The organism is Paenibacillus allorhizoplanae (assembly GCF_927798215.1).
Taxonomy (GTDB): domain Bacteria; phylum Bacillota; class Bacilli; order Paenibacillales; family NBRC-103111; genus Paenibacillus_E; species Paenibacillus_E allorhizoplanae.
The window spans coordinates 39,831-64,899 of sequence record NZ_CAKMMW010000001.1; the positions used below are offsets into that span (position 1 = coordinate 39,831).

20 protein-coding genes are annotated in these 25,069 nt (G+C 45.0%); 1 reads left to right on the top strand and 19 read right to left on the bottom strand.

Annotated elements, in window-relative coordinates:
* Positions 1-97 precede the first annotated feature (97 nt).
* From L6I86_RS00145 to L6I86_RS00175, 7 genes are all read right to left on the bottom strand, one after another.
* Positions 98-2,254 carry an MMPL family transporter gene (locus L6I86_RS00145; protein WP_236283894.1) on the bottom strand — a complete coding sequence of 719 codons (2,157 nt, stop codon included), beginning with the start codon at positions 2,252-2,254 and terminating at the stop codon, positions 98-100.
* Between the two features lie 10 nt (positions 2,255-2,264).
* Positions 2,265-3,416 (bottom strand): NAD(P)/FAD-dependent oxidoreductase, encoded by a 1,152-nt coding sequence (locus tag L6I86_RS00150; RefSeq protein ID WP_236283895.1) that lies wholly within the window; start codon positions 3,414-3,416, stop codon positions 2,265-2,267.
* Complete coding sequence (locus tag L6I86_RS00155; RefSeq protein ID WP_236284349.1) at positions 3,413-4,132, bottom strand: methyltransferase domain-containing protein; 720 nt, start codon at positions 4,130-4,132, stop codon at positions 3,413-3,415. Before L6I86_RS00155 ends, L6I86_RS00150 begins: the two co-directional genes overlap by 4 nt.
* A complete protein-coding gene (locus L6I86_RS00160; RefSeq protein WP_236283896.1) occupies positions 4,125-5,261 on the bottom strand; it encodes a type III polyketide synthase in 1,137 nt (378 codons plus the stop codon). The genes L6I86_RS00155 and L6I86_RS00160 overlap by 8 nt, the downstream gene beginning before the upstream one ends.
* Before the next feature lie 401 nt (positions 5,262-5,662).
* Positions 5,663-6,118: a hypothetical protein gene (locus tag L6I86_RS00165; protein WP_236283897.1), complete on the bottom strand. Its 456-nt coding sequence runs from the start codon at positions 6,116-6,118 to the stop codon at positions 5,663-5,665.
* 140 nt (positions 6,119-6,258) lie between these two features.
* Positions 6,259-6,873: a PH domain-containing protein gene (locus L6I86_RS00170; protein ID WP_056620153.1), complete on the bottom strand. Its 615-nt coding sequence runs from the start codon at positions 6,871-6,873 to the stop codon at positions 6,259-6,261.
* A 93-nt stretch (positions 6,874-6,966) separates the two neighbouring features.
* Complete coding sequence (locus tag L6I86_RS00175; protein WP_236283898.1) at positions 6,967-7,830, bottom strand: AraC family transcriptional regulator; 864 nt, start codon at positions 7,828-7,830, stop codon at positions 6,967-6,969.
* Positions 7,831-7,969: 139 nt separating this feature from the next.
* On the opposite strand from L6I86_RS00175, the gene L6I86_RS00180 reads away from it, so the two are divergent.
* Positions 7,970-8,752, top strand: coding sequence for a phytanoyl-CoA dioxygenase family protein (locus L6I86_RS00180; RefSeq protein WP_236283899.1), 783 nt, complete (start codon positions 7,970-7,972; stop codon positions 8,750-8,752).
* A 48-nt stretch (positions 8,753-8,800) separates the two neighbouring features.
* On the opposite strand, the gene L6I86_RS00185 is transcribed toward L6I86_RS00180, so the two are convergent.
* The 12 genes from L6I86_RS00185 to L6I86_RS00240 all read right to left on the bottom strand — a co-directional run bounded on the left by L6I86_RS00185 (position 8,801) and on the right by L6I86_RS00240 (position 24,855).
* Positions 8,801-9,838 carry a DUF4432 family protein gene (locus L6I86_RS00185; protein ID WP_236283900.1) on the bottom strand — a complete coding sequence of 346 codons (1,038 nt, stop codon included), beginning with the start codon at positions 9,836-9,838 and terminating at the stop codon, positions 8,801-8,803.
* 79 nt (positions 9,839-9,917) lie between these two features.
* Positions 9,918-11,309 (bottom strand): glycoside hydrolase family protein, encoded by a 1,392-nt coding sequence (locus tag L6I86_RS00190; RefSeq protein ID WP_236283901.1) that lies wholly within the window; start codon positions 11,307-11,309, stop codon positions 9,918-9,920.
* Between the two features lie 73 nt (positions 11,310-11,382).
* Positions 11,383-14,124, bottom strand: coding sequence for an alpha-mannosidase (locus L6I86_RS00195; RefSeq protein ID WP_236283902.1), 2,742 nt, complete (start codon positions 14,122-14,124; stop codon positions 11,383-11,385).
* 92 nt (positions 14,125-14,216) lie between these two features.
* Positions 14,217-15,767: an ABC transporter substrate-binding protein gene (locus L6I86_RS00200; RefSeq protein WP_236283903.1), complete on the bottom strand. Its 1,551-nt coding sequence runs from the start codon at positions 15,765-15,767 to the stop codon at positions 14,217-14,219.
* A gap of 82 nt (positions 15,768-15,849) precedes the next feature.
* Positions 15,850-16,734, bottom strand: a complete 885-nt coding sequence (locus L6I86_RS00205) for a carbohydrate ABC transporter permease (RefSeq protein WP_236283904.1) — start codon at positions 16,732-16,734, stop codon at positions 15,850-15,852.
* A gap of 20 nt (positions 16,735-16,754) precedes the next feature.
* Positions 16,755-17,702 carry an ABC transporter permease gene (locus L6I86_RS00210; protein ID WP_236283905.1) on the bottom strand — a complete coding sequence of 316 codons (948 nt, stop codon included), beginning with the start codon at positions 17,700-17,702 and terminating at the stop codon, positions 16,755-16,757.
* A gap of 202 nt (positions 17,703-17,904) precedes the next feature.
* Positions 17,905-20,103 (bottom strand): helix-turn-helix domain-containing protein, encoded by a 2,199-nt coding sequence (locus L6I86_RS00215; RefSeq protein WP_236283906.1) that lies wholly within the window; start codon positions 20,101-20,103, stop codon positions 17,905-17,907.
* A 167-nt stretch (positions 20,104-20,270) separates the two neighbouring features.
* On the bottom strand, positions 20,271-21,029 hold the full coding sequence (locus L6I86_RS00220) for a DeoR/GlpR family DNA-binding transcription regulator (RefSeq protein WP_236283907.1): 759 nt from the start codon (positions 21,027-21,029) through the stop codon (positions 20,271-20,273).
* A 28-nt stretch (positions 21,030-21,057) separates the two neighbouring features.
* Positions 21,058-21,606, bottom strand: a complete 549-nt coding sequence (locus L6I86_RS00225; RefSeq protein ID WP_236283908.1) for a D-lyxose/D-mannose family sugar isomerase — start codon at positions 21,604-21,606, stop codon at positions 21,058-21,060.
* Between the two features lie 3 nt (positions 21,607-21,609).
* Complete coding sequence (locus L6I86_RS00230) at positions 21,610-22,833, bottom strand: carbohydrate kinase family protein (RefSeq protein WP_236283909.1); 1,224 nt, start codon at positions 22,831-22,833, stop codon at positions 21,610-21,612.
* 2 nt (positions 22,834-22,835) lie between these two features.
* Positions 22,836-23,993, bottom strand: coding sequence for a Gfo/Idh/MocA family protein (locus L6I86_RS00235; RefSeq protein WP_236283910.1), 1,158 nt, complete (start codon positions 23,991-23,993; stop codon positions 22,836-22,838).
* A gap of 28 nt (positions 23,994-24,021) precedes the next feature.
* On the bottom strand, positions 24,022-24,855 hold the full coding sequence (locus L6I86_RS00240) for a class I fructose-bisphosphate aldolase (RefSeq protein ID WP_236283911.1): 834 nt from the start codon (positions 24,853-24,855) through the stop codon (positions 24,022-24,024).
* Between the last annotated feature and the right edge of the window lie 214 nt (positions 24,856-25,069).

Consider the following 25,069-nt stretch of genomic DNA (forward strand, 5'->3'; position numbering starts at 1 on the left):
TGTTAACGGGCTTTTACAGGTTGGGTCAACAAAATAGTTCAACCTTGGGTTTGACGCAGGCATTAACTGAAAAATATACAGCTATAGCCGACTCCACTTATGTACGCGTCCTTCTCCCACCTGGTCCCCACCAGTTCCATTTGCCAAGTATGACCATTAACGCAGGTACAAGCACCAACCTAATCACCGTCGCGTCAATAAAGATCGCAGCTGCAATGCCAATGCCAAGCTGCCTTACGCCAACAACATCTCCGAAAGCAAACGGTAACGTGACCGCAATCATGATCGCTGCCGCAGAGTTGATAATCTTACTTATGGACCCTAAGCCGGCTAGCACAGATCGCTGATTATCATGCGTCCGCTGGTACTCCTCATAGATGCGCGATACTAAGAAAACGCCGTAATCCATCGAAATCCCAAACGCCAGTCCAAAGATAAACACAGGAATCATAATGGCGATCCTACTCGGTTCTAAGCCGAAATGCCCCTCTTCAAATAGCCAAGCTAGAATCCCGAAAGACGCACCTAAGCTCAGGAGGTTCATGAGGATTGTTTTCAAGGGGATGAGAATGGAACGGAAAGCGATGAATAAGACCACATAGTTCGAAATGAGTATGAACAGGAGTACATAGATTAAATTGTTAAAAATATCATCGAAGATCTCCTGCTGATACTTCGCCTCACCACCTAGAAGGAATGGGAGCGTTCCTGATTCCCCCTTTATTCCCCAACGTCTCACCCAATCCATCACTTGCTGTGAGGAGGGTTCACCTTGTAATTGAACCTTTACGAACATCTCATTCTTATGAACAAAAGCTTCAAATACACGCTCGTAATGCACTCTCGTATTCGGATTTTGAGATAACACATAGAGCTGATCATGTGACATTCGTAATTTCGAATAAATCGAATCTACCCTTTCAACGAGTGGATCCCTCTCTAACTTTTGTACGAGTAAAGAAGCGTTCTTCCAATCACTTTGGGTTAATTGAGTTATTTTCCCAGTGGCAACTAGATAGACATCTGAACTTGTTTTCGTTCCAAAATGTGTTTGATATGCCTCGAATGCTGCGCGGGATTCATAGCCTTTCGGCAAAGAGGTCGCATCCGGTATGGATAATTTCATCTGTATCAGCGGCAGGAAACAACAAATGAGGATGCAAGCAGCAAGTAGGCTCATTTGGACAGGTCTACTCATCACAAATCGTGCCATGGCAAACCACAAATTGTTCGTACCTTTTGTCGTATAAAGCGGTCTACGTTCAGCTCGAATGGCTGGCCACCACAGGGTTAGAAGCGCCGGCACTAACGTTAGCGTCAGCATAACAGAGACAGCTAACACAGTCATTGCACCCAAGGCAATGGTCGAAAATATAGGTAGTGGAATGAACAATATTCCCATGAGGCCTAAAAAAACACTAAGTGCCGAGAATAAGACGGCTCTTCCAGCTGTTGTCATCGTAGTTAGGATGGCTTGTCCAACAGGGAGAACATGAATTTCCTCACGAAAACGACTCACCATCATCAAGGCAAAATCTATGCTCAGAGCCAGACCTACCATCGGAATAACATTCAGTACAAAGTTAGATAAATCAATTCTTGTTCCTATCCCATACATGATACCCATCGTGCTCGTAACGCCAAAAATGCCAACGATGATAGGAATCAGCGAGGAAGTCATCCCGCCAAATGCCAGCCAAAGAATCAAAAAAGCCGCCGGGATGCCTAAGCTTTCCGCTTTTCTCAAATCATGCTGACTCGCTCGGTTGACATCTTCTTGCACAACGGACTTCCCTGTCAACGAAACTTTCATCTCTCGATGCCCGGGTAATCGTGTCTGAATTTCACGCAATACAGGCTCCATATCATGTGGACTTTGCTCGAATCCAAGCAGCGCATAGGCGTAATTCCCTTGGATCATCCCTTCCTGTTCGAGCGGAGATATGATCTCTCTTAAGCCTTGCATGGTGTGCAAAGTTAACAAATCTTGCTGTAAATACCGCTCAAATAGCTGGGGCTCCAGTTTGTTATTTTTCTCAAATACAAGAATGACGGGATTCGCTGGAATGTGAAAATCAGTGGCGAGTGTTTGCTCGACCTTGGCAAAGGCGCCATCCGAAATCAACCCATGATCCTTCAGAACCGTAGGCAGCTTGAGGGCATACCATCCAAAATACAGGAAGAATAAGATCCAGAATAAGACAATGGTTTTGGGATATCGAAGGGATATCAGGGCTAGTTTATGCAAGATCATAACCCTCCCCTTAATTCTCAGTCTCTTTCAGTCTAGTCGCTTGCACGAATCGATCTGCCAATCCAGGTGTGAACTTTGCTGCAGCAAGCATCACGCTGGGCAAATATGGAACAGCTAACATCCCTTGCAACCGATGTCCCCACTTCAAGGGCCCTTTGAATTCCCGATGTATGGCCCCCGTATAGTCCCGTTCCCATTCAACTAAGCTGATCTGACCCTTCAGATATCGTGATGCGAATGGTGCACATAACATTACCGAGCGGAGCGCCATCGACATCCCGTCACCACAAAGCGGCGGCAGCATCATAGCAGCGTCTCCTAAACGTGGAAACATATCCCACGCAAGGGGCTTACGTGTTAACTGTACAGGTGCAACAGCCGCTTGTGTGCCAGCAACAGGTTGTGCAGAAGATAAGCGATCTGATAGCTTACTATGCCTAGCGCATGCCGCCTCGATCAACCCTAGAATGGATTTGTCCGTCTTCAGAAAAGCCTCTCGTTCCAATAGTGCTGCCACATTCACGAACCCATCTTCAATCGGGGATAGACCTAGGTAGCCGCCTTCAAAAAAATAGAGCTCGACAACCCCATCCATATTCAACCCTGTATAGTGGGATTTCACGCCTAAATGCGCCCCTTTGATGGATATGGCGTCGCGGGGTGTTTGGCTTTGCAGCCCAGAAACAGCCGTTGCGCCACAAGCAGCAATAACGGCACGTACCTGATATTCGTGAACCACACCGCGCTGCTTCGTAGTTATGAGGTATCCCTGCTCACCGGGTTTCACAGACATCACCGTTGTTTCCGTCTGCAGCTGAACTCCTGCGCGTAAAGCCGCTTGATGAAGCGTTGCGTCAAGCTGATAGCGGCTTATACCCCAAGCTATTCCTGGAAGAGCAATCTCCAATGGTTTTCCCCGACTTAGGATTAAGCTTGTCCGCTTGATCGCACTTGGCTTTAGGGCAGCTACTGCTTCACGTAGTCCAAGTTTTTTAAGCATCGCGAGAGATTCTGGGGATAGAAATTCCCCGCATACCTTATGCCTTGGGAATGTTTTACGATCGAACAGCACCGTATCCCAACCATGATCAGCTAGCGACTTGGCCATCACGCTGCCTGCGATTCCAGCACCGATAACGGCTGCATCATAGATGTGAGTCATCGTTCCCGCTCCCTTTTCACAATGACGACCGCATACCTGAACAAGGGTCTCCAAGAGACGATCATGTCGGAGAGGTCCAATGATTGGCGTAGCATCGTCCAATCCTTCGCACGAAAGCCTTTGGCTACCGATAAGGGACCATCATTCAGAATATAACGATTCTTAGAGATAACGCGAGCCGTAACCCACACAGCCCCCCAGGCAATCCAATGCCGATGAATATCATTAATGACAACACCTAATCGGGATGCATTCAGCATACAACCCACAACTTGCGGAAGCTCTGTATTCGTAAAATGATGCACAAATTGCGTGCCGGTTGTAATATCGACCCCATTTTCCGGTAGCTGAAATAAACTGCTCCGCATCACGCTTACACGTGGCTCTGTACGGAAGAACTCGCGCGCCTCTGCACACGCTTCCTCGGTAATATCGACTAGCGTAATACGCAGTTCTACGCCATTCTCATCGGCCCAGCGTAATAGATGGCGATTGACATCACCAGAACCAGATCCAACATCCAGAATCGTTAATGTCTTCGGTTTGCCAGCTTGCAGCCATAAGCGTTTAAAACCATACAATGTAGGCCCTGCAGCGCCAAAAATACGATTAAGCCGACGCAAATGTTGCAAAGCTTGCCGAAGCTCGGGGCCTCCCGACGAGAAGTCATCCATTAATTCATGCTGCATTGCCCGTTGTTTGAGCCCCTTAAACATACGTTTCATCTAACTTCGTTTCTTGTATGGCGGCTACACCTTGATAGGTGAATTGAATCATTTCACAGGTAAGTCCTGGCCCGAATGCAAGAGATAGCCCACTTGTCGGTCCCGCTCCGCGGTTCGCCAGTTCCTGCCTCATTTCATCTAGGACGAAAAGGATCGTAGCCGAGGACATATTGCCATAATTGCGCAATACTGTGCGGCTAGGTCGCGTTTCTTCAGCGGTTAATCCGTAAACCTCCTCCAACGCATCAATAATCCCTTTACCTCCTGGATGAATCGCCCAAAGCTCCGGTTTAGGTCCGCCATCAAGCAGATGCGCGACTTGTTCGGGAATCCAGGTCCCAATTAACTTAGGAATATTCGGAGACAAATACAGATCAAAACCGTGATTCCCTACTTCCCATTTCATTTCATCTGCGCAATCTTGCAGAAGAATCGAATGATCATTACCTAATTGAAAAATGGGATGCTGCTGCTCACTTGCGACACCGACTACACAGGACGAAGCCCCATCTCCGAAAAAGGAAGCGCCAAATAAAGCCTCACGATCACTTGAAGGCTGGATATGGAGGGTACACAATTCCACGCAGACGACTAGGATTTTGGCAAACGGGTTGCTGGAAGCGATTTGACGGGACAAACACACAGCCTTCAATCCGGCAGCGCAGCCCAGGAAATTGAAAGGGATCCGATTCACATTGGCAGCTAGTCCCAACTGCTGCGTCAATGCGGCATCTAGCCCTGGCAAGAACTGTCCTGTACAGCTTACAGTGATCAGATGCGTGATGTCAGACACGTCAACTTTGGCATCACTCAGGGCTTTCTCAGCCGCTTGTAAAGCTAAGGGAACTGACTCCCTTTTATAGGTAGCCATCCGATCGGAAGTCGATGGTGCTTCTTGATTCGATTGTGAAAAGTACCGACAATGCTCCGCTGTTTGAAGCAGATTCGGTTCGCAAGTATATCTCGTCTCTACGCCGCATTGTTTGAAAATTTTCTTTGCCCAACGGGCAGAGTTAGGGTTATATCGTAATGCTTCCGTTAATCGCCCAGAAGTATCTGCTTGGTCAAGACGGAATTCAGGCACAGCGGTGCCTATTCCCAGAATCGAAATTTCTTTCATGGTCTATGCTCATCCCCTTGGCTCATTCAATTCTTGGTTGGACATGCAGGTCACTTTACATATATGTATTCAAGAAATGTGGCTTATATGAGAGAAATTTCCATACAGAGGTAATGTGCATCAATAACAATGAGGTAGGCATGTGAGGTAGATCGAAATCAGTGAACTAACTCTAGTTCATTTGTCGCCGGCGCGCTCGAGTTAGTCTCTTTCGTAGACTATCAAGCCGCTCTTAATTTTCCCATGCAATAGTGCTGCCGCTTTTTCAGTAACCATGAATTTATGGTTTCTTGTTAAACCTTCCATATTTTTCAAAATTCGTCCAAAAGCCACTCTTTTAAGCTTCAGCCATCCGCACACATCAACCACTTGGAAAGGCTTATTACAAAGTAATCCAAACCTCAAAACTTCCCGTTTATAAACCGGTAGCTGAAGCAACCCAGAACCCTGTGCATTGCCGAATCGGCCAATCCATTCGTACAGGTTTCTTTGACAGAAACTCGTCTTTTTCTCAAGCTCATCTCGGCTATACGGGAAATATGTGTACCCAAGCATCGCGACACTTCGCGCCCGTGCCCTTTCGAATGAGAACCGGTCTCTTGTAATTTTCTCAGCGTGCATAACGAAGCTAACTTCCGCAGTTTGGGATGACATACGTCCCCATAAATCTTCACACCTGACAAACTTATCATTTCAAATTCAAGTTCCAAACCTTCAAACGTCCCCAATACAGGCAACAGTACCACCTCCAAAAGTTTCTTCGTTCCCGTCAAATCCCTGCCCAGCATGTCCAGTCTCTGACCTTGTGCTTGTCGTACTTGCTTATTCCAAAAGATCTCATATTCCTTCTCGAACACATCTGCCGCCTCCCTAGAAAAATAAAACGCCGCCAACTCCAACAAACAGGAGCTAGCGGCGTGTACTTCACGCTTAATATAATTGCTTCTTCACTACGGCAAACTCTATTGCACTTCGCAAAACAAACTTACTTGTACTCTTAATTATTAATATAACGCTCAAAGATAGCACCGAAATCCTTAACCTTCAACTCCGTATGCTTACCTTTCAACCAGTTGTAGGTGGACTCCGTAATCGCATCGAATTGAGTAACAGGAGAAGTCGTTTGTGTGGAGATACGACCAGTCGCTTCCTTCGCAACAGCTACGCTTTGCTTAGCGTATTCGAACAATTCGTCATTATGAGCTACTGTCTCGGAAATTTTAATCAAAGCTTTGTACAAATCTTTGATCTGTTCAATTTGCTTTTTATCCACATCAATGGAGAAGTTCGTGTTACCAATAATGAATTTGATCTCAACATCTAGATCGATCGTTCCTGCCGTTTCCATATACACTTGGGAAATCGCATGTGTATGGTAGCTGAAACGTTTCAGCACTCGCTTAGAGCTAATCGCACTATCTCCATCTAAATGGATGAGTGCAAGGTTCGTAAAGCAATATTCATCCTTCTTGGATTTAATAATGAAGTAAATTTTCTCGCCATCCTCATGCATCACATAATCATCAGAATCAACCTTATCAAAATCCGCTGGACTAATTACTTTACCAATATCACTTAAGCCTAATGCATCTGCTGCAAACTTCTTGAACACGGGAATCATCCTCTCACTGATTAAAATGTTTATAGACTAATCCCATTATACGTTATGGGTAGAATTTACATAAGTAGCAAATTGTTAGCCATTCTAACGTTTCTCTTTTTGACGGAAACGGCCAGGCGGAACCTTCTTCTCCAGTAAGAACGTACGAGTAAAATAATGAACGGAAGAAAACCCCGTCATTTCAGCAATTTCTTTAATCGGCAGGTCGCTGCTCAGCAGCAGATGGGCCGCTTGGCGAATACGTTCACTCCGAATGAAATTCGTGAAGCTCTCATGGATTCCCTCTGAAAATAGGCGCGACAGATGCCGCTCCGAAACGCTCAAATAGCTTGCAACATCTTTAAGCTGAAGTGCTTGCGAGAGATTATCACGGATATAAAGCTTGGCTCGGCGCATCAAAATATGTGTACTTTTATGCCGAATGACGGGCATCTTGGATTGCCTTCCGAATATAGCAGGGAACGACACCAGCAAAGCATAGGCAACCGAATGAATAGCCGTATACGGGAGACTCCCATGCCCCTCTCGGATGAGAAGTGATCGCCATAATTGCACAGTAGGTACATCATCTGCCTCATATAGAACAGCATCACCGTGGAGTGCAAGCCCATTGAATGCTTCACGCATTGCATCATCACATAAGGTCTCATCTAGCTCGAAAGCAATATATAAAATGTTTAACCCTTTTTCCGTACGAATTTGGTGGGTAATGCCGGGTTTTGAGCAAAAAAGCGTACCTGCTCGTAGTGGATAGACCATGTCTTCCTCTGAATACAGACCATCTCCATCCAAAATGTAACAAATCTCAAAAAAAGAATGCTTATGAGGCTGATTATCATACAAACAAGGATTAACACCCCAATAATGCACTTTAAAGACAGCTTGCGAACCTTGGATGACCGTTAAAGCTTCATTCAACATCGCATACGTTTCCTTATACTGATACAAGAGCCTCACCTTTTCGAGAAAAATGTCCTTATTGTGCAAAACTATGTCCTCTGTTGAAAAAGATTACTATGGCATAATCTCCTATAATTATAAATAGAAAGAGACTTAATGAGCAACCATAAAATGGAGGCATGGTACGATGATACAATCCAAAGATGTCGATTTTTACAAAGAAAATGGATACTTGCTTGTAAAAGGGGTATTTAATGAAGCGGAAGTTATGGAGATGCGAGAAGCTGTTGAGAACATTATTCTGCGTGCCGCACACGCGAAAGCCGATAGAAATGCTGCTTGGCAAGGGGACTATTTACCTGCTGAAGAGCTGAAAAAGCTTGTTCTAAAAGGCTTTCATGATGTGCATTATCACGATGCCTCCTTCATGCGAGCCGTCATTCACCCGAATATGGTAGCGGTTTTGAGACAAATTATTGGGCCCAACGTTCAGCTCCATCATTCCAAAATGCTTGTCAAGCCACCTGAGAATGGCGCTGCCTTCCCGATGCATCAAGATTATCCGTATTTCCCGCATGAGAAGCATACGATGTTAGCAGCAAGCGTTCACTTGGATCGTGCCGATGAAGAGAATGGCTGTCTGCGCGTTATTCCGGGCTCCCATCTTGCAGGAAGCTTGCAGCATATCGGCACGCATTATCTGAATCATAAAGAGTATCCGATCCATATGGGAACACCTTGTGAAGCGGAAGCTGGCGATGTCCTATTCTTCAATTACTTAACGATCCATGGTTCATCTTCGAATAAGAGCTCCAGAACACGGAGAAATGTGTTGTTCCAATATCGGGAGGCGAGTGATTTCCCGACCACGCAAGAGCACTTTGACTGGGGCATGGGGTTAATGGTCAGCGGGGAGAATCCAAATTTCACCAAAGTGAAGCCGAACTTCCACATTATTAAAGAAGCTTAGCGATGAAAGAACGGGCTGTCCCCTACTTACGGGACAGCCCCTTTGCATCTAGGTAAATACACGAACTTGCATAGTGAACTTTTTATGCTCAAAGGGAGCAATCGAGCCCGCTGAGCCGTTGCGAATAGCTTCATCGATGCCATACGTAGGGTAACCCGCAAATGGCTCAAGACCAATATTATAATGCCTTCCATACCACGGATAACTTGTGGTCGCGCCAAACTCTTGCCAGTACCATAGATAGGGAAGCGTCCTCGCGTCCCATTCAACTTTCATGCCCAATCCCTTCTGTTCGTTTACGACCGAATACCACCCTTTATTACCGAAGCCCGTCAAATATACGATCTCGGAAGGTGTCCTTTTAGGAGGTAGCTGTGATAAATCGACAAGCTCACCAAGCTCATTATACGCAAGCGGCCATTCATACTCATGCCCGCGCTTCACACGACCCGATGGATTTTTACTTGCATCTTCTGTTATTATGCGTACCCCAGGTGGCATATGTATGTGACAGTTTTCATCTAAAAAGGGTTTACCTAAAGCAATATGCTGTCCCCACATATATCGTTGTGAATACCCACTTAAATTTTCTACTTCTTCTTCGATGTACAGCGTCGCCTCCCCACTTACAAGGGACATCGTTTTTGATAATGTGAAAGGTACTTTCTTCGTCCGAACGCTGAATCTAACTGTAATTCTCTCCGCCCTATCCTCGACGACTTCATAATACCAAGGCATGTGTGCTACTTCGCCGTGTTGGCCGAACTGAGCTCCCCCATAGCTGCTTGAAGACCCTCCATTAGGAAATACTTCCTGCCATCCGCCAGGGTAATAATCAATGAATGCTGCGATCGGATCATCTGACGTTGATAAGTAACTATTCGGATTTTGCACGCCATTCTCGGTCAACCACATGAAGTCCATATCGATTGGTTTATATAAGAATTCGAAGATTTCAGTGCCTTTATCCACCAAGATGGAGATGCGCAAGAGTTCATTTTCAATGACAACCGTACGCATTCCGTAATAACTAAACCCATCTCGGATGCGACAGCCATAATTACGTTGGGGACGATATGGATTCAAAGTTGGTCACCTTCCTCTTCAAAATAAAGACCGCTGCATCAATTAAGCAACGGTCTTCTTCGTTCTAGATCTACTTACGTCAGTTGACCCCAACCTTATCTTCTCTCACATAAGACGTCTGGTACCATAATGTACGATATTCTAATTGATGACCGGAACGCCAAGCATCTAGATAGAATGGCACAGTGAAAAATTCGTAATGCCAGGTTGAACTAAACTGCTGCCTTGCTATCGTTCTCGAAGCGAGTACCGCCCCACCGTCACTGGCATCAACGACTTCTAAAGTGACAACGTCTAGATTATCTGCATTATTGTTGTCTACCATCAACTTCCAAACTGCTGTATTTTCACCAACATTCGTAACTGTGGTGTAGGGTCCGTATTGCATATAGTTTGGCGAATCCAAGCCTGTATCGGCCGACCAACCATCTGCATCCGACCTGCCAATAGCATGCTGTAGACTCTCGGCTTCCCATGAATTCGAGATCCCGCCATTTAATTCATTCGCTATACGAGCGCGCTGGGTATGATTGTCGGAAGAACCGCCACCTGGCACGACGCCACGGTAATAAATATAAGGTACCCCGCTAACTGTGATAAAGACTGGACCGTCATTGCCATAATAATTTTGAGTTTGGGGCAAAATTGGATTTTGCGAATATTTGCTCCAGCTGATCAAATTTGAGGAACGCGCCAAGCCGCTAGACCATTTGGCCGAGCCAAATGGCGCATCTGTACTGCCTTCATATACCATATAGTAGTACCCATTCTCATAGATGATGTCTCTTTTACCAACAGTGCCAGAATCCCAACCGCTGCCGGAGGTGTTAATGATCGGGTTAGCACCGTTCCTCGTCAAGCTAGTTAGTGAGGAACCTGTCGCGACACCGACACGGCAGTCCGTCCAGTCGTATCCGTGATAGAACAGATACCAGGTTGATCCTACTTTATATAGACTCGGCGTGCCAATATTCGCGGATTCCCAGCCAGAAGTGTTGTGCGTAAGTATGCGCCCCTGCCGCGTAAAACTGGTTCCGTTCGTGGAAGTGGCGAGCCCTATATCTCCCGCAGATCCATTCCCCGTCCCTTCATATACAAGATAGAAAGTACCACTGTCATACCAGATGCCAGGGAAACTCGCCATATTGTCGTCCCATTGTCCGGAAGTGCCTACATCTAGTACGAGACCATTATCCGTCCAGTTCGTGCCATTGGTTGATTTGGCTAAACCAATGGCTAATTTTCCCGACGCATTAAGTTTAATATAATAAGCCCAAATCGTTCCGCTGATCGTAACTGTAGAGATATAATGCATGTCAAAACTTGCGCCCATGTTGTTATTCGTCTTATCAAGCTTTGCGAACGCTTCATTTGAGTTGAACATCGTGCTAACAGAAGCGGTATAACTGCTGTTTGTGGCGAAGGATGCGGAACTAGTGCCGAATAGTAGTGCGATTATAAGTACCATCATCGTTACAGACCTCCCGAACCGAAACCGAACCTTCATGTAGTCACTCTCCTCAATCATAATGGGCTTACAGTCTTTATATAAAAGAAATCTGGATGCTGATAATTTGCTTTGCACTTGCTGTAATGTTTATAACATGCTCATTAAATGGCGCCTCGCTTTGTACTTCTTCATCCAAATTCACGTAATGCGCGCTAATTACTTTACGATCGAATTTGATTGATCCCTCCACGTAGTCGGCCGAGATGTTGAAGAGACGGATCACATAGCTATCGTTCAGATCCTCAGAAGCCTTGATGGCGCTGACGATAAGCTCAGCAGGCTCCACTTGAAGAAACGAATGCAAGAGTGATAAATCAGCTGCACGACGCTGCAGCGATTCATAAACAACTTTTCCAAGTTTTCTGTCCAATGACCGAATTCCCGCCACGAACTGCTGATGCTCATGCCAAAGGCGGCTAGTGTGCATCTCGTTAACAGCATAAGTGCTAATCGCATAATGAAATTCAAGCTCTGTGAGCAGCTGGCCGCCATCTCCGCCATCTGAGAGAACCTCTTTGCCTGTACTGCGAAATAAAGTCAGAGCGATAGTTCTCGATCCATCCCTGCGTACAGCCGCTTCATATAGCCCTTTGCTGTAAACGGCTAGCCCACAGCTGCCATCATCAATCGAGATGATCCCATTATGGGGCACCGTTCCTCTAGCCTTTTCCATGTACCCCGAATAGTCGGGTTGCTCGATGCTTCGTTGAACAAAATCAAACGGTGTACTTGTATGAAAATGTTCGGTTTGTAGGCCTGAAGGAATCAACAACTGCAGTCGGTGATCACGCGCACGATTGTTGACCAAGGTTCTACAGCGCAGTATTGGATCATTCTTTCTTACTTCCAAAATGGTCGTAATTTCGATCGCCACGAACTCATTGCTCCTTCTCGTTTCTTGTGGATGAATGGCATGTGGGATGCTTATGGAAGTGCGAATTCGAATACGTGTCTGTAGCGGACCATCGTAGACAACAGAAATTTGGGCGTTAGAGCCATAGGAAGTAAATACTTCGTTCGTAACCGGGCTCACATGGTTCCAGCCCTCACCGATGTCCGCTTCGTCTTCGAACAGCAATAAACCAGGATAACATCGACCTGTCTCCATATCCGTTACATCAATGGTCCCGTTCGGATGAACGGCTACGCGAATTCGCCCATTTTCCCAAGTGTTTGCGTTTACTGCCATGGATCCCAGTAAGCGTACAGGAGCCGTCAAGTTAGGGGCTCGGTATTCACCAGGGCCAGGAGCAGCTAACGGTGTATGTTTAGTTACGTAAGCAGCATATCCGTAGGATGGAACACGAGCATGGAAGGCTATGCGACACCGATCCACGGTGTCCGAATACGGAATATCCCGATAAGGCCTCCACATGCGGGTGCTGTTTTTGCGCAATTCCAGCAGTTGATAGGGGATCTCATTTCGTTCATGGTCGTATAGACGGAAAGAAGTGCCCCCCAAATGGTACATCGTTGAGGCTGCGTCCGACATTGCAGGCATGGCGAACTCAACTTCAATCACCCCGTCAATGTCGGTTTGGGAAGCGTTGAATACCGTAATGACTTGGTCTCCGTCTTGGTCAGATAATCCGTGATGGTTAGACACATAGAGCAGCTGCTCTCTTACCATGCCTTCGGCGATGAGTCTGCTCTGATCAAAGCGATACATCATATCGCGATGGACTTGATCGATCGAACAGCCGCATATGGAATCGTGAGGGTGATTCTGAATCAAGTACTCCCAAGCTTTCGCTAAGAAGGTTTTGGGATATGCTCGCCCTTGAAACGACGTGAATACGCCCCAGGGCTCCGCCCATTTCTCAATGAGCACTTCACAAGCCTGATTATTCATTTTCAAATGAATCCGAGAAGAAAGCACATTAGCGAGCACCCAATTATTTACACCATTATAGCCAGGAGATCTTTGCTCGCCTTTATACTTGGGTAGATCGCCGATTTTTTCACGCAAATCTTTCACATACTCTTCTAAGGAACAATGAACAAACTTGGCACCTATGTCTGCTTCATTCAGTGTTTTCAATATCCACGGCAGACGAGGTTCAATTTCGATATGATCAACTCCGTCAAACCCTGCGATGATGGAGGTTGTAGCCCTTTTTGACTTGTAGTCCAACATCCCTTTCGCCCGCTCGATTAATTCCTCGAGATCATATTGAAATTCCCGATCAGCGAATGGCCATCGGATAAAAAAGTAAAAATCTCCATATGAACGATCCTCATCCAATTTGAGCCCTAATATGCGGGTGCCATCAGCCCCCTCCCACCATATCTCAGAAGCATCTGCATCTCCGTAGAATCCACGAAACAAAACAGCGTGATCAATCCCGAAACCATGCAAGATTTGTGGAAACTGACTGTTATGGCCAAAAATATCCGTGATATACCCGGATTTCACTGGCTTGGCGCCGAAAGCGCGCGAACGGCGGTATCCGATGAGAAGATTCCGAATCAACGATTCTCCACTAACTAGGAATTCATCGGGCATGACATACCAAGGGCCTATGCTAATTCGGCCATCTTGGATCAGCTTCACAAGCCGCTCTCGGTTCTCTGGCCGTATGTCCAAATAATCCTCCAAGACAATGGTCTGACCGTCCATCATAAAATGACGATAGGCCGGATCCTGCTCCATCTTTTCAATGAGCTCGTCAAGCAAATAGACCAGCCTTATGCGGTAACCTTGAAAATCCTGATACCATTCACGATCCCAATGGGTATGTGAAATCACATAAACCTTTTCTATTGGTTGAGTCATTTTCACCTGATCTCCTTTTCAATAATACAGGCGGACAGTCTGTCGTCATCAGTTTCACAGATTGTCCGCCTGATTTCTTGTCGTTACATGCCTTACTTTTTACTAGCCATAAACGCATCCAGCTGCTTCTGAACTTCTGCAATCGCTTTATCGATGCCGGCCTGTTTCATTTTTTCTTTAAATTGCGGCAACACTTTATCTACATCGGCAGTACCACTTTTTAAGACCGTTCCATATTCAGCATTTACGCTATCCAAGGAAGCAACCTCCGTTTTAATCGTGCTCGTATCGAAGAGGAAGCCCATCGCAGGGAATCTCAAGGTCACATCTTTATCATAGTCTTTATAGGCTTCAAAGAATCCCTTCACATCTGTACCTTTAGATTTCATGAATTTCGGATTTTGCCAGATCCATTCAAACGGCAAGTAAGGTGGTTTAGCAGGATCAACGCCAGCTGGGAAGTTCACAGCACCGTCTTTGATGACATAATGTTTACCCTCAACCCCGAGTGTTAAGAGGTCGTAGTTTTGCTGATTCTTTTGGAACCAGTTTAGGAACGCAACCGCTCTCTCAATATTCTTGCTTCCTGCCGCTATACTTTGGTAGTTCCAGGTGGTTACCTCTTGAAAGACCTTAGGCGTGATCTGAATTCTGACGAATTCGACTTGAGCGCCTGGTATGGCGGATACAGTCCTTGCATTGATATTGTACTCCGGTAGATCTCCTATCACGGAAGCTGCTTTTCCTGCAGCAAAAGCCGCCCGGAAATCCTTGATCGATAAGACATCCTTCGAAATATACCCTTTGTTGAATAGTTCCCTGTGGAAATCCAGACCTTTTTTGTATGCTGGCGTATCCAGCATATTCTCTGCCTTCATCGTGTTCATATCGATCCCAACACCGCTTGGTAACCCGCGAACGAATTCTTCTTTGAAGTTTAAGTCAAAGGAGGTGTTGCTTTGGCTCAGCGGTATGATTTCAGGATTATTTTTCTTCACTGCTGCGTAGAAGGCTAACATATCATCCAATGTTTTGATTTCCGACAGCCCGTATTTTTCTCTTAGATCTTTTCTGACCGTGAATGTGGTATAGCCGGCAGCTGTGCCGATCTGTGCGGCAGGCACACCGTAGGTCTTACCTTTCACTTGAACAACAGGCCAGTAGTAATCTGGAATATTCGCTTTTAAATCTTTACCCACCTTAGCAATTGCATCGTCAAGCGCTGCGACGGAATTAGAGCTGATCAATTGGGCAAGCAGCTCCGGATGTGTCCAGAGAATATCTACGTTTCCACCTGTCGAAGTCATCACTTTGACTTTCGTTGCATAATCGTCCCATGGCACGTACGTATAATTGAGCTTCACATTTAACTCATCTTTGACTGCTTTCTCAATCGCTGCATTGACAGTGGCTTGATCAGGCTGCGGATCACCAGGGAACACAATGTTTAAGGTGACTTGATCAAGAGGCTTAACTGTTGCTACAGGCTGAGCTGTCGCCGTTGTAGCTGTGCTGGCGGCAGGAGTAGCTGGTGCAGGAGTGGATTCAGTCGTATTGGAAGTACAAGCTGCAAGTGTGGCCATCGTAGTAATCATCATCGTTGAAACCAATATCTTGGAACCTTTCGTCTGTAGTCCTGACATGGTTTGAACCTCCCATTATTTAATAGTTTCTGGGTAAAACTTTATATAAACGGTGGTTAACCGCATATATCGAAACCTCGTGCTAACCTTTGACGCCGCCAACCGTTAATCCCTTGATAAAATACTTTTGCACAAAGGGGTAAACAAAGATGATCGGTCCGATAGTGACAATCGTTATCGCCATTTTGATGGATTCTGCGGGTACTGCTGATGCTGCATACGTACTGCCAACACCGCCAGAAGAAATATACTGCATACTGGATAGGACCATTCGCAGCAAATACTGTACCGGATACAGCTTCTGATCATTAATCAACAGGAGTGGAAGCCACCAATCATTCCAATATTGCAGCGCATAGAACAATCCCACCGTCATAACGCCGGGTAGAGCTAATGGGAATACGATCCGAAACAAAATGTTGACTTCATTAGCACCGTCTATTCTTGCTGATTCCAACATCGCATCGTCAATCGTCGAGAAAAAGTTCCTCAGTAGAAACATGTTCCACGCGTTCACCGTATAGGGCAGAATGAGTCCCCAAACCGTATCGCCTAGATGCAAATACTTTGTCGTCACGATATACCAAGGTACCAAGCCGCCATTGAAAAGAATCGTAAAAAAGACGATGAATGACAGACTATTACGAAACTTCAATTCTTTTCTGGACAGAGAGTACGCAAGCAATCCAGTGATGACCATACTGAAAGCGGTACCAACTACAGTTACAAAAATGGTCACCCAATAAGCCTTACCTATCGATGAATGTCCGAAAAAAATGTAAGCGTATGCTTTTAAGGAAAAAACATGAGGAAGAATACTATATCCGTTCAACTGTAAATATTTCTCATCCGTTATGGAGCCAGAGAACATGATGAAAAAAGGAATGACGCAAACCAAGGCCAGCAAGGATAGAAATACATACGCTGTGTACGTCACGATTTTATCTTGCACATAGTTATTTTTCATGCACAATCTCCTAAACGTCGTTAGAATAATGAGCCTTCACTTTTGTACTTTTTGACAAGCGCATTGAATCCTAGTACCAAGATAAATCCAACCACCGACTGATATAATCCCGCCGCAGAAGACATACCTGCATCACCAATGGTTCGTAAGGAGCGATAGACGAACGTATCAATAACATCTGTTGTGGCATACAGACTCGCATTATCACCAACGAGCGCATAGATCATGCCGAAATCCCCGTAGAAAATCCGCCCGACTGACAACAGTATCATTATGGTTATGGTCGGTGAAATAACGGGCAGCGTAATATAACGAATTTGTTGCAATTTCGTTGCCCCATCCAATGCTGCCGATTCAAAATACTCCGTGTTCACGCCAGTAATTGCCGCAATGTAGATGACCGTAAGGAAACCTGCATACTTCCAAATTGAAAATAATACGAGAATGCCCGGCCACAAATCCGCTCGCTGTCCCCATGCTATCTCTGGGATGTGGAGGTACGCAAGAATGCTATTAAGCAGACCACCTTCAGAAGCAAACAAATTATAGGCAAAAACACTTACAACGATCCATGAAATGAAATAGGGCAAAAAGATAAAGGACTGCGTCAACTTCTTAAACAACTTGGAACTGACTTCATTCAGAAATAGCGCTGTGACAATGGCAATGGCTTGTTGAAAGAAGATAAACATCGCGTTCAAGAAGAGGGTGTTCCAAGTAACTCTAAGCACTTTATCGCTGCTGAAGAGGAATTTAAAGTTATCAAATCCCACCCATTTGCTGCCCAAGATGCCCAAATTTACTTTATAATCTTTGAATGCTACGATAATGCCGGCCATAGGCAGATAAGCAAATAGGATGAAATATAACAACCCAGGCAACATAAAAAGATATAAAGCTTTATTTTTTGAAATATCGAGCAGAAATTCAAAAACGATGAATTTTCTTTTTCTGATTTGGCTCTCCACCTTTCTCAGTCCTCTTGTTGCTTGGCTGTTTACACCGTTAGTCTAAGAGCTTTTGAGCAAATGTGAAAGTAAAAAGACTATACATGGTTTATATTTGCATACTTCTACGCTCATAAATTGCATACCCAGATTGCAAAAACATACTTGTGCTAAAGAAAAGGCCACTCCTCGATGAAAGGACGGCCTTCACTTAACTTGGATATCAGATTTTTAGTTTATTTCGATATTCGCTCGGAGACATGCCGGTATGTTTTTTAAATAACGTAACGAAATAAGACGAGTTGTTAAAGCCAACTTTAGTGCCTACTTCTTTGATGGCGATATGATCTTGTGCCAAATAGATCTTGGACTTACTTAATCTCAATTCCGTGATGTACTCCGAGAACGATTGGTTAAATAACTCCTTGAATAACCGACCGAAATACATCGGATTATAGTCAAATCGATTGGCAACCATCTCAACGGACAACTCCGTATTGGCGTAGCAGCCTTCAACGAATCCGCGAATTCGATCTAGGAGGTCAGAATTGAGGTGCTTTCTTTTCTCCTTAATTCGTTGCATGTCATGAAGAATGTATTGAGCGAACCAAAGCTTCATCTGCTCTAACGTCTCCAATTTCCTTAGTTTGCTAACCGCATTGTTAAAGTTCGTTAGTAGGTCATCTTTTACATCTTGTATCGAAAGCTCAGTCGTAATAAACACCGTAAGCAATAAATGATTGACCGATAGCTTAATCAATTCGTATTGGCAGTCTTTTAAAGCATTAAAAATATCATCCAGTGCTCCCCAAACAAGCTCCTCTTTACCTAGCTTGATTGCTTCCAAAAGCGCTTTTAAATGCTGCTGTGGATACTCAAACTCATGCTTCACATTAGCAAAGACGGTTTCATACGTTAGCATGCTGCCTAAGCCGTACACCATTCTATAATCTGCTGCTTCCAACGCTTCTTGAAAGGATGCGTGATAATTCGCTGCATCATTCACATAAGACCCCCATGCTACGGTAACAGAGGTACCCATCGTTTGCCTGAATTGTTCTTGCAGCCTATTTATCAGATTCACTAAATGCTTATGACTATTGAAAGCTTCGTCATGATTGATTAACAGAACCACATCTTTATTGATTACAAGGGATTCATAAGAAAAGTGCGGTTGTAAGAGATCGAATACCCTATTCAACAAGCTCAGCCTCATTTGATTATGAACTTCGTCTGCAACCTCTTCTACTTCTAATACAGTTGCATCAAAATGCTCATCAATTTTGAGAATCAGGATGCTCGTACCCTTAAACAAATCCACACGCAATGCAAATTCTAGTTCACTGGAAACCTGAGGCGCCTTCACTCCACCTAGGATATCTTTTAAATAATCAACCTTCAAATTGTTCTTTGATTTCTCTTTCATTACCTCCAACGTTTCTACAAGACCGCGTAATGGCGAAGAAAGCTTCCCACTCACAAACAATGAGGCGATCCCGCTGAACGTAAATAAAATCAAGCTGATCCAAATTACCGTGTTTCTAAGTCTGCTGATACTGACGACCGCTGCTTGATACGGTACAACATGAAGAAAATGCCACCCCAATTGATTAGAATAACTATGTGTTACCAACACTTTTTCGCCGCTTAAGCTTGTGTCAACGAAACTGTTCGAGCCCGATTCCGTAAGACTTTTTTTAATGAAGCCTAGCTCTGAATAATCCTTTAAAAATTCGCCGCCTGATGGATCTGAAATCACTTTGCCTGTGGCATCTACAATTAGAATATTACCTTGATCTACCCTGTCATCCGGATTAATGCCATTACGAATCGCTTCCTCTTTCACATTTACAATTAGCGCATTGAGAATCGCATTCGTTGATTTATCCCTATTGTAATAAAAAATTGAATACACATTTTCTTCTTGATTTTTACCTGAGCTCAGTTTTAATTTTCGGGGCAATAGTCGGATTTTCGTTTTAGGATCGGAATTATTCAACATTTCAATAGCTTCGTTATCGATATTCGGGTAATCACTGGTCAAAAACGAGGTGTTATTCCCATTGTAGATGCCGATCGAATAAATACTTTCATTAATGAAGATGATATCGTTTAGCTTTTTCAAAGAATTGTTTTCTACAATTGGATCACTTTCAGCGGTGTTCATCTGTTGTATGATCGGATAATCAAAAGATAACTGTGCGGAAACTTGCATAGCTTGGTTCATCAGATACTCGGTAGACTTTTGACCTTGCATCAGTGTCCGGTCTGAGAGCTCATTGATTTGACGAATGGAACTGTTCGAAAAAATGTGAAATAACCAAATCGAAATAACTGCAATTGCAAGCGTTAACATAAGAAGATACGCGAAAAAAAACTTGGCAAACATGGTTTTGACAGGAAACTTCGTTTGAAAGACCATGACACCCCGCCTTACATTTTTAATAAGCTATCTCTACTTTATTTTACCAACGCTATACTTATTCGTCCTCGACTAGTTGACCTCCTTGTAGTCGGTCTTAAACGGACATGAAGCCGTTAACTCTTGCAGCAGCAAAGTTGACGGCTTCCCTTATAAGATCTCACGATTCAGTTTGTTGCCATAATTTCCACTGCTTCTTCCTTGAAGGCGTCATATAATTCCTGCTTAGGGAATTGGTCCGTAATAACGCGGTCTGCGGCCATCAAGCTTGCGAAGGAGAACAAGTCCTGGCTGCCAAACTTGGAATGATCCATCACAATATTCACTTCGGATGACTGCTGGATCGCAAGACGTTTGATCTCCGTCTCGTGCATATTGGAGTTGCTGAAGCCATGCTTCATGCTCACGCCTGTTGTTCCAATAAATGCCCTGTTAAATGCCATTTTCTCCAAGGCCTCCGTTGCAATTGGACCTACGAGTGTTGAGGTTTGGCCCATCAGCATGCCGCCAATAACGATCGTAGAAATCTGCTTTCCTTGCAGCTCCGCAGCAATATTAAGTGCATTGGTGACAACCGTAATATGCTGGTTCACCTGGATAAACCTAGCCACCTGAAGCGTTGTTGATCCGCCATCAAGAAAGATAGAATCCCCAGGCTGAATCAGCTGCGCGGCTAGTTTGCCAATCCTTATTTTCTCTTCTATAAAGACGCCGGACCGCTCGTGAAGCGCAATATCATTACCGACTAATATCGCACCACCGAATGTTCGCTTAATATACCCCCCTTGCTCCAGCTTCTCCATATCTCGGCGCAGGGTCATCTCCGTGACCTCGAACATTTCTTTTAATTCAGCCATTTTGACTTCACCATCGACAGCCATCCGATCCAGAATTTGCTGCTGTCGTTGATTAATTGGGTTCTGCATGTTGAAAGCCTCCGTGTTAGTTCTGATCTTACTCATCTTCTTCAATTCGCGGCATCCGCTCAATGCGCGGGTCGGTGAATATATCAAACTCATCTCTGCTGGTACTGGAAAATTCAGAAACAACTGCGCCTTGATCCCCTGCTTGAAACCAGTGTTTAATACCTGGCTCAATGGTATACTGCTCACCTGGAAGTAATTCAATTTCGTGAAACACCGTAAAGTAAGCCTCACTTCCGACAGGAATTTCTGCTTTAATTACGCCAGGTGCTTCACCCTCCACATATAACCAAACGCTTCCTGAGCGGCAGCGAAACGTTTCCATTTTACCGGGATCATTTCCTACTGGAGGATGTAGATGCTCTGGGCAGGTCTGCCTTGGGAACAAGACTAATTCCTTCGCGCAATAACGGTCTGTATTCACATAGGTAACCAACTCAAGACCTTGAACATCCAATTGCTGGAGGCCGAAACCAGCTACTTCAATGTGCCGAATTTCATCCTCCGTCAACACAATTCCGCTTAAGTCCAAAATGTGCGCTGTACGCTCCTGAGCTTGACGAATTTGGCTTCTTTTCATTACCTATCGGCTCCTTTGGCTTTTTTTGTGATGCGGCCCGACCCATACCTGCTGCTCATCCAAGACCCAGTTAGGTAAATCTAACTTCATCTCATGTTTGGCCCAAGCATTATTTATTCGTTCCCAAACCTCTGAACCCGTTCGAATTCCGCTTATCGCATCTGCATGCTCCACATTGCAAGCACCTACACCTACTGCGGTTTGCAAGACATGCTCAAGCTTCATCCCTTTCATAAGACTATATAAAAAACCTGCAATCGTACAATCACCAGCTCCTGTTGTACCAGCAACATCGACTTGATAACAGGATGAAATGATTTCGTTATCCAACCAATTCTCACGCACTTCTTCCGAAGGGGAACATCTTCCCATTGCGGACAGACGAGCCTCGTCCCAAGTCGTACGAACATACAGTCCATGTTCGCCTAACTTTAGTCCGACGATGGCGACGCCCATTTCCAACAATTCCTCCGCTACCTTCGAAAGAAAGTCTCCTGCAGCAAAAGGAAGCAAATCTCCTGAGTCTGATTCACGCATCCAAGCTTCATACTGATCCCGATGAAGCATATAAACAATCTCTTCAAAGCTGGGCAGAAACACATCAACATAAGGGAGCGCTTTTGTTAATATTGCACGCCAATCCGCGCGCCCTGCATCGGACGCAGGGTCAGGCTTAGCCATATCAAGGGATACGGTCACCCCATTGCTCTTAACCTTTTCCAGCAAGAAAGCAAGCTCATCACCATTATTCTGATACATGCTGCGCATCAAAGGTGGATACCCAAAATGGAATAAACGAGCAGCTTCAAGCTGATCTTCGTGTAGGTCTGCCGCTGCATACGTATCGTTTGCTCCCGTCGAATGCAGAAAGATCCGGTCGGTCTGCGGCGGACTAATGACAATGGAGTAAGAGCTGCTTTCACCAGGAGCTATGATCATGCCCTTTGCCAATGATGGATTGTGCCCGCCAAGAATCGATAGTATGGCTTCACCAAATAAATCATTGCCCACTTTGCCCATTAGACTAACACTACTGCCGAGGCGATAGAGCGCTATCCCTGTATTGGAAACAGCACCTCCTGTCGAGATCACCGCTTTGCCAACATCAACAAGCTTTCCCGGTACAAATAACGCTTCCAAACCTATTTGCTGGCCACGAATCGTTGGGATAATATCCAAACAAATATGTCCGGCTACAATCACTTCCGCTTGGCTCTGTTTGGACAAGTTTAGTTCCTCCAGTCAATCGGTATCGTTTGACCTGTTCGATAAGATGCTAATGCCGCCGTAAAAATGATATGGCTATCCCCTGCTTCCTCTGGAGTAGCACAGTAAAACGGCTGTTGAATTGCCTCATTGTGAACCAACTCATCGCAGAACGCTGCCCACATTTGAAGAATAGAATCGGAGAAGCCAAATTCGAAAATGCCTCCTGTAATCGTAGCATAGGCTGATTTATAGGGTGCATCTGCCACGTGCCAAGCCTGAATCCCTCCTGGTGTATAGGGTAAGGATGCTACCTGCTTCGGATTTTTCGTTGTGAATTCGGCAGAAAATGCCGTTCCCGTAATACGAATAAACCAAGTATTGGCATGGCCTGGAGCAATTCTTTTCGTAGACAGCAACATTGGAAACTGCTGGCTTTCCGTCTGAACTTCACAGGCGAGAATGGCATTATCCCAAGTCTCACATGGCACCATAACCCCATTGCCGTCAGGTCGGTTAGGCACAATTTTGGACAAGAGTGCTCTGACCGATTGTGGCTTCCAACCAAAACGCAATGGCAGATGCAGGACATGCATGCCTAAATCCCCCATACATCCATATTCGCCATTCGTGGCGGTTCGCCTTTTCCAATTAATCAGTTTGGTAGGGTCCAAATCGCTGGAATGCCAGAAGCCTGCCTCCACTTCAATGATTTTCCCGAATTTATTTTCTTCTACCCACGTTGCAATTTGTTGCGCGCCTGGGAAAAATGGAAACTCTGAAGAGCATCTAACGATAACATGAGGACTCTCTAGAATGGCTTGTTGGATAAGGGAATTCGCCTCTTGATCTATACCGAATGGCTTCTCCCCTAACAAATGTTTGCCAGCCTTGATAATATCGATATAAATTTGAGCATGTAGATTATGCGGAACGGCACAGTAAATCGCATCTATATTCGGATTTGCCAGCAACTCTTTATAATCCGTATAAGCAGCTTCTACGCTGGGGACATTCTCTTGAAACCACTGTGTAGCGGAAGCGTTTGCATCACAAACGGCTACGATGCTTGGCGCAAAATCCACCTGTGTCAAATGACACCAACGAGCAGCCGCGCTTGCGAATTCCTTACCCATTAGTCCACAGCCAATTACACCAAAGCGAATGATCGTTTTTGACATGCGTGCATCCTCCTTATGGATAAGTTGATTAGACGGACAACAGGGCAAGTGCTTGCTCGGCAGTTGCGCCATGATGAACAATGGACATTAAGGCCTTGGTCATGCCTGCAGGATTCGGATGTTGAATCACATTACGCCCATAGACAATTCCCGAAGCACCTTGCCTCATCAATTCAACCGTTCGCGTCATGATTTCTTCATCACTTGCTCGACCACCCCCGCGCACTAATACAGGAATACCGGAAGCAATCTCAATGACACGGGCATACTCCTCAACGTGATCGCATGGATCTGCTTTAATGACATCTGCCCCCAGCTCAACCGCCTGCCTTACCAGAGGGAGGATTTTATTAATATCTCCATCTACCATATAACCACCCTTAGCTTCGTTCGCCAACATGACAAGGGGTTCTACCATCAAAGGCATGGCATACTTTTCACATTCCGTTTTGAGGAGGGAAACGTTCTGAACACATTGATAATGAAGCTCAGGCTGATTTGGCAATAAGAGCAAATTGACACACACCGATACCGCGTCCATACGAACGGCTTGCTCGATAGCCTGATGAATGAGTTCACTAAATACAAAACGAGGAAGTGTATTTCCATAGATGTTAGCCGCGTCAGTACGAAGAACTAGCCCTGGCTTATGACCGCCTGGAATCGATTGGAGATGTCTAGCTTGACCAATGCTGAGCTGAATACAATTCGGTCCTGCTTCTACAATCGTTTCAATCGCTTGTTTCACATTTTCAATGCCAGACAAGAAACTGATTTCGTTAAAAAAGCCATGATCAATCGCAACGTCAAAGCATTTGCCCTGCTTGCTGAACATCCGGTTAAGTCTAGGTTTTAATGACATCTTAACGTTTCACCTCATTCGTTTTAATGTTATTTTATAACAATATATGTTCGTTTTCAACATATATTCTATTACTTTGCAACAAATACTCTAAACCACCAGCATCATGAGTATCCGAGAATTAGATTTCGAGATCCCTAAAAAATGAAAAAGCCCTACATCTTTATGTAGGGCTTTCATGATTGATGTACTAAAGCGCTGGAGAGGAACGACC

Bases quoted from the DNA above. Each gene is read 5' to 3' on its own strand.
- L6I86_RS00145 (WP_236283894.1), bottom strand. From the start codon at position 2,254: ATGATCTTGCATAAACTAGCCCTGATATCCCTTCGATATCCCAAAACC.
- L6I86_RS00150 (WP_236283895.1), bottom strand. From the start codon at position 3,416: ATGACTCACATCTATGATGCAGCCGTTATCGGTGCTGGAATCGCAGGC.
- L6I86_RS00155 (WP_236284349.1), bottom strand. From the start codon at position 4,132: ATGTTTAAGGGGCTCAAACAACGGGCAATGCAGCATGAATTAATGGAT.
- L6I86_RS00160 (WP_236283896.1), bottom strand. From the start codon at position 5,261: ATGAAAGAAATTTCGATTCTGGGAATAGGCACCGCTGTGCCTGAATTC.
- L6I86_RS00180 (WP_236283899.1), top strand. From the start codon at position 7,970: ATGATACAATCCAAAGATGTCGATTTTTACAAAGAAAATGGATACTTG.
- L6I86_RS00190 (WP_236283901.1), bottom strand. From the start codon at position 11,309: ATGATGGTACTTATAATCGCACTACTATTCGGCACTAGTTCCGCATCC.
- L6I86_RS00195 (WP_236283902.1), bottom strand. From the start codon at position 14,124: ATGACTCAACCAATAGAAAAGGTTTATGTGATTTCACATACCCATTGG.
- L6I86_RS00200 (WP_236283903.1), bottom strand. From the start codon at position 15,767: ATGTCAGGACTACAGACGAAAGGTTCCAAGATATTGGTTTCAACGATG.
- L6I86_RS00205 (WP_236283904.1), bottom strand. From the start codon at position 16,734: ATGAAAAATAACTATGTGCAAGATAAAATCGTGACGTACACAGCGTAT.
- L6I86_RS00215 (WP_236283906.1), bottom strand. From the start codon at position 20,103: ATGGTCTTTCAAACGAAGTTTCCTGTCAAAACCATGTTTGCCAAGTTT.
- L6I86_RS00220 (WP_236283907.1), bottom strand. From the start codon at position 21,029: ATGCAGAACCCAATTAATCAACGACAGCAGCAAATTCTGGATCGGATG.
- L6I86_RS00225 (WP_236283908.1), bottom strand. From the start codon at position 21,606: ATGAAAAGAAGCCAAATTCGTCAAGCTCAGGAGCGTACAGCGCACATT.
- L6I86_RS00235 (WP_236283910.1), bottom strand. From the start codon at position 23,993: ATGTCAAAAACGATCATTCGCTTTGGTGTAATTGGCTGTGGACTAATG.
- L6I86_RS00240 (WP_236283911.1), bottom strand. From the start codon at position 24,855: ATGTCATTAAAACCTAGACTTAACCGGATGTTCAGCAAGCAGGGCAAA.